A 509-nucleotide genomic window follows, 5' to 3' on the forward strand; every position below is an offset into this window, starting at 1 on the left:
ATGATACCTTGCTCTACACGACCGGTTACTACTGTTCCACGACCTGAGATTGAGAATACATCTTCAATTGGCAAAATGAACGGCTTATCAATTGCACGCTCTGGCTCTGGGATATAGCTATCTAGTGCTTCTGCAAGCTCTATGATTTTTGCTTCCCATGCTGCATCACCTTCCAACGCTTTAAGCGCTGAACCTTGAATTACTGGTAAGTCGTCACCTGGGAATTCGTATTCTGTTAGAAGTTCACGTACTTCCATTTCTACTAGTTCCAACAACTCTTCGTCGTCAACCATGTCACATTTGTTCATGAATACGATCATGTAAGGGATACCAACTTGGCGACCCAACAAGATGTGCTCACGTGTTTGAGGCATAGGACCGTCAGTTGCCGCAACAACCAAGATTCCGCCGTCCATTTGCGCAGCACCAGTGATCATGTTCTTAACATAATCCGCGTGTCCTGGGCAATCTACGTGTGCATAGTGACGCTTAGGCGTGTCATACTCAAC

1 protein-coding gene is annotated in these 509 nt (G+C 46.0%); it reads right to left on the reverse strand.

The window, feature by feature from the left end; translation table 11 throughout:
• Nucleotides 1–509, reverse strand: a 509-nt coding sequence (locus tag ABWV72_RS21200; protein ID WP_353372977.1) for a GTP-binding protein, incomplete at both ends; no start/stop codon positions are given.

Source organism: Aliiglaciecola sp. NS0011-25 (genome assembly GCF_040370605.1).
Lineage (GTDB): Bacteria > Pseudomonadota > Gammaproteobacteria > Enterobacterales > Alteromonadaceae > Aliiglaciecola > Aliiglaciecola lipolytica_A.